Origin of the sequence: Streptomyces spiramenti, assembly GCF_012034385.1 — a bacterium.
GTDB lineage: Bacteria > Actinomycetota > Actinomycetes > Streptomycetales > Streptomycetaceae > Streptomyces > Streptomyces spiramenti.
Genome location: NZ_JAAVJB010000326.1, coordinates 1 through 4,300, shown reverse-complemented (window position 1 = coordinate 4,300; position 4,300 = coordinate 1). Strand labels below are relative to the sequence as shown.

Here is a 4,300-nt window from a genome sequence, read left to right as displayed (position 1 = left end):
CCCGGGCACCGGGCGCGAGGCTCCGGTGCCCGGGCGGGCGGGGGACGGCGGCGGGTCGGGCGGAGTGGCCCGCCGCCGTCGTCGGTGGCACGCCGCACGGCGGCGTGCTTCGGGGCTGCCTCAGCCGTCCTCACCGAAGAGGTCGGCGTACGTGGCGAGGCCGAGCGCCACGTCGGCCTGCGCCCAGAAGCGGTGGTACTCGAAGACGGGCTCCGGCCCCCCGTCGAGGTACGCCTGCACCTTGGGCCAGTCGGGGTCGTCCTCGTAGAACCCCCGGATCGAGGCGAAGGTCGAGTCGGAGTCGACGACGTCGCCGTTGGGCATGATCCCGGTCCAGCCCGGCGGGACGTACACCTCCTGGTCGAAGCGGCTGTAGTCGCCGCGGGACTCGGGGGTGGCGATGCCGATGTCGTCGCGGTGCTCCCAGAGGGCGTCCAGCAGCCCGGCCGCGGTGGCCTGCGCCGCGGTGTGACCAGTGGCCGCCGCGTAGAAGGCCAGCGCGTTGGCGAGCGAGCCGGCGACCCCGACGTCCTGGTTGTGGTCGGTCACGGTCACCGACAGCCCCGCGTTGTCGCCGGGGGCGGCCGGGTCCCAGTCGTCGGGCTGCCCCGACCAGGCGAGGGTGGCGGGGATCGCGAAGTCCCCGTCCGTGCCCACCGTGACCTCGGAGAGCACCCAGGGGACCCACTTGTCGAGGACCTCCCCGGCGGTGGCGTCGCCCGTCTCCAGGTACAGCTCGGCGAGCCGCTGCATCGACCAGGCCTGCATGCCGAACCACTGGTTGGACGGCGGGTCCACGTAGACCGGCGCCTCCTGGTAGTACATGCCGTGGAAGGTGGCGGTCCCGGCCGGCGGGTTGCCGTAGGCACCGTCCCAGCTGCTGGTGGCGCCGCCCGCGATCCCGCCCTCGGCGGACTGGAGCCAGCGATAGAACTCGACCTGGCGCTCCAGGCTGGTCTCCCAGTCGCCCTGCGCGGTGGGTGACGCCGGCACGAGGTCCGGGTCGGCGGAGAGCGCGTGGGCGGCCATCGGGTTCTGGTAGCCGAAGTGGTTGTGGCTGCTGCCGATGCGCCAGGCCCAGCCACCGGAGGTGTCGGTGGAACCACCCCAGGCGTAGTACCAGGAGAGCAGGTAGTTGGCGCTGTCCTTGCCGGTGCCGGGCGCGCAGGACGGGCTGGTGCAGCCCGGCTGCTTGAAGTACTTGTCGTAGTGGCCGTACCGCAGGTAGTCGCCCATCTTCGCCGCCTTCTCCAGCGTCGCGGCGATCTCGTTCTCGTTGCCCTGCTCGGTGGCCCACTTGTTGGCCCAGAACGCGGCCTGCACCGCGCGCGCGTCGGCGTCGGGCGCGTTGGTGTAGCGCCACTGCTCGGCGTAGCCGTCGTCGTCCATGAACAGATCGAGGTAGCCGTTGGCGCCGCCGTGGGAGAAGTCGTCGCACGAGGGGTGCGGCACCGTCTCCCACACCGACTCCTCCGGGCCGCGCTGGAAGGTGTTGATGAAGGACGGGCCGGGGGTGTCGGGGCCGCCGGCACAGGGGGCGCCGGGCGCGTTGCCGAAGCCGTAGACGTTGTCGACGTCCTGGAGCCAGTGCATCCCGTAGATGTCGCTGGTGCCGTGGGTGGCGGCGAGTTCACCGGCGAGCGGGTCGACCCCCACCGACACGCCGTTGTCCATCGGCGCCGGGTACGAGGACGGGTCCCCGTACTCGGAGGCGTAGGTCGCCGGGGACTGCGGGTTGTAGAACCCGTTGGTCGGCTGGTCGGCGGCGCCGGGGATGACGTAGTCCTCCATCACCTGCCACGCGTCGTTGAACGGTTCCCAGTCGCCGGTGACCTTGCCGTAGGCGGCCTGGAGCCAGATCAGGTAGCTGTACGCCTCGGAGGTCGTCTCGTGACCGTGGTCGGGCGCCTCGACGATCAGCGTCTCGACGGAGTGGTACGGGATGCCCTCGGCCGAGAAGTAGCCGTTGGCCGGGTCCATGATCTGGTCGTACAGCGCGAGGAACCGGTCCTCGTACTGCTGGGCCGCCACCCCTGCGGGAGCGGCGTGCGGCTGGGCCCCGGAGTGCGAGGCGGCGGAGAGGCCCAGCGGGAGGGAGAGCGCGAGGGCGCCTGCCAGCAGTGGCAGACGGCGGGAGCGGGTGCGGGCGGGCCGGGTGGTGCCGGAGGGCCCGGGTGGGGGTGGTGATCCGGAGTGGATCGGCATCGTGCCTCCTCAGCGGCTCGGGTGTGGGGGTGGTGAGGAGCGAGCGCGGGGCACGGTGCGGCCGTCCCGCCGCACCGAACTAGTGGGAGCGCTCCCACGGTGAACGGTGGATCGCAGAGCGTCAACCCCCCGCGGCGACATTCCCGTGTCACCGCAGGTCGGAGCGGAATCTTTGTCAACCCTCTTGGCGCGTCCCGGAGTTGGCTGTACGTTCCCATCCAACTAGTGGGAGCGGTTCCACGGTTGTCGGGTCCGCCGTGAGGGCGGGTCGTGACACCGGAGTCGCTCCGAGCCGCACCATCTCTCACCACCCCGCGCCGATCCCGGTACGCCCCGCCGCCCGAGCACCGGCGGAGGCTGTCGGACGCACCACGGCCGGGGAGGAGTCGCCTCCACCGTCGCCACCCCACCTCGCGACGTCGCCCCGTCCCGGTCCGCTCCGCGGCCCGGCCGCGGAGCCACATCTCGCCGACGGGCACCACGGCACGACCCGCCACACCGCGGCTGTCACCGCGGCGACGGGCGTTGCCCCGCACCTCCCCACCCGCCCCGCGCGGGACGAACGGACGGCAGTGCCCGCACGACACGACGCATGAGAGGAACCACATGAGCCGCACCGACCGCATCCCCCACCGACGCAGGAAGCCGGCACTTGTCGCCGGCGCCCTCGTCGGTGCGGCGGCCCTCACCGTCTCCACCCTCAGCACCGCGAGTGCCGACGAGAGCCCGCAGACCATGCAGCGGGTGGACAACCCCTACGTCGGCGCCGGCGTCTACGTGAACCCCGAGTGGTCGGCCAACGCCGCCGCGGAGCCGGGTGGCTCGGCCATCGCCGACCAGCCCACCGGCGTCTGGATGGACCGCACCGCGGCCATCGAGGGCACCGGCCAGGGCGCCGGCCGCACCATGGGGCTCGCCGACCACCTCGACGAGGCCGTCATCCAGGCCCAGGGCCACGACGAGTTCGTCTTCCAGGTCGTCGTCTACAACCTGCCCGGCCGCGACTGCGCCGCGCTCGCCTCCAACGGCGAGCTCGGCCCGAACGACCTGGCGACGTACAAGAACGACTTCATCGACCCGATCGCCGACATCCTCTCCGACCCGGCCTACGCCGACCTCCGGATCGTGACGGTCATCGAGATCGACTCGCTGCCCAACCTCATCACCAACGTCGGTAGCCGGCCGACGGCCACACCGCTCTGCGACCAGATGCTGGCCAACGGGAACTACGTCAAGGGCGTCGGCTACGCGCTCGCGACGCTCGGCGACATCGACAACGTCTACAACTACGTCGACGCCGGGCACCACGGCTGGCTCGGGTGGGACGACAACTTCGGCCCGGCCGCGCAGCTCTTCTACCAGGCGGCCAACGCCGAGGGGGCCTCGCCCTCCGACGTGGCGGGGTTCATCGCCAACACCGCGAACTACAGCGCGCTGGAGGAGGACCACTTCTCCATCAACGACGTGGTCAACGGGACGCCGGTACGGCAGTCCTCGTGGGTGGACTGGAACCGGTACACCGACGAGCTGTCCTTCTCCCAGGCCCTGCGCAACCAGCTGGTTCAGCTCGGCTTCCCCTCCAACATCGGGATGCTGATCGACACCTCCCGCAACGGCTGGGGCGGCGCCGACCGTCCCACCGGCCCGGGTCCGCAGACCAGCGTCAACGCCTACGTGGACGGCGGTCGCTACGACCAGCGCATCCACCTCGGCAACTGGTGCAACCAGTCCGGGGCGGGTCTCGGCGAGCGTCCGGTCGCCGCGCCGGAGACCGGTATCGACGCCTACGTCTGGATCAAGCCCCCGGGGGAGTCGGACGGCGCCAGCCGTGAGATCCCGAACGACGAGGGCAAGGGCTTCGACGAGATGTGCGACCCGACCTACGGCGGCAACGCCCGCAACGGGTGGAGCCTGTCCGGCTCGCTGCCGGACGCCCCGATCTCCGGTCACTGGTTCCCCGCGCAGTTCCAGGAGCTGCTGGCCAACGCCCACCCGCCGGTGAGCTGACCGCAGGCGCGGGCGCGGCGGTCCGGGGGTGGCACCCGCCGCCGCGCACCGCGGCGGTGGGGCGGCGCCACCTCTCGGTGGTGCCGCC

1 protein-coding gene and 1 pseudogene are annotated in these 4,300 nt (G+C 72.0%); one reads left to right on the top strand and one right to left on the bottom strand.

Annotated features, from left to right (window positions below; translation table 11 throughout):
- Nucleotides 1-120: 120 nt before the first annotated feature.
- Nucleotides 121-2,079 (bottom strand): annotated as a pseudogene (locus HCJ92_RS22585) (glycoside hydrolase family 48 protein); the annotation flags it as partial.
- A gap of 732 nt (nt 2,080-2,811) precedes the next feature.
- Between HCJ92_RS22585 and HCJ92_RS22580 the strand changes: the two are divergent.
- Nucleotides 2,812-4,212: a glycoside hydrolase family 6 protein gene (locus HCJ92_RS22580; protein WP_167935459.1), complete on the top strand. Its 1,401-nt coding sequence runs from the start codon at nt 2,812-2,814 to the stop codon at nt 4,210-4,212.
- Nucleotides 4,213-4,300: the final 88 nt, after the last annotated feature.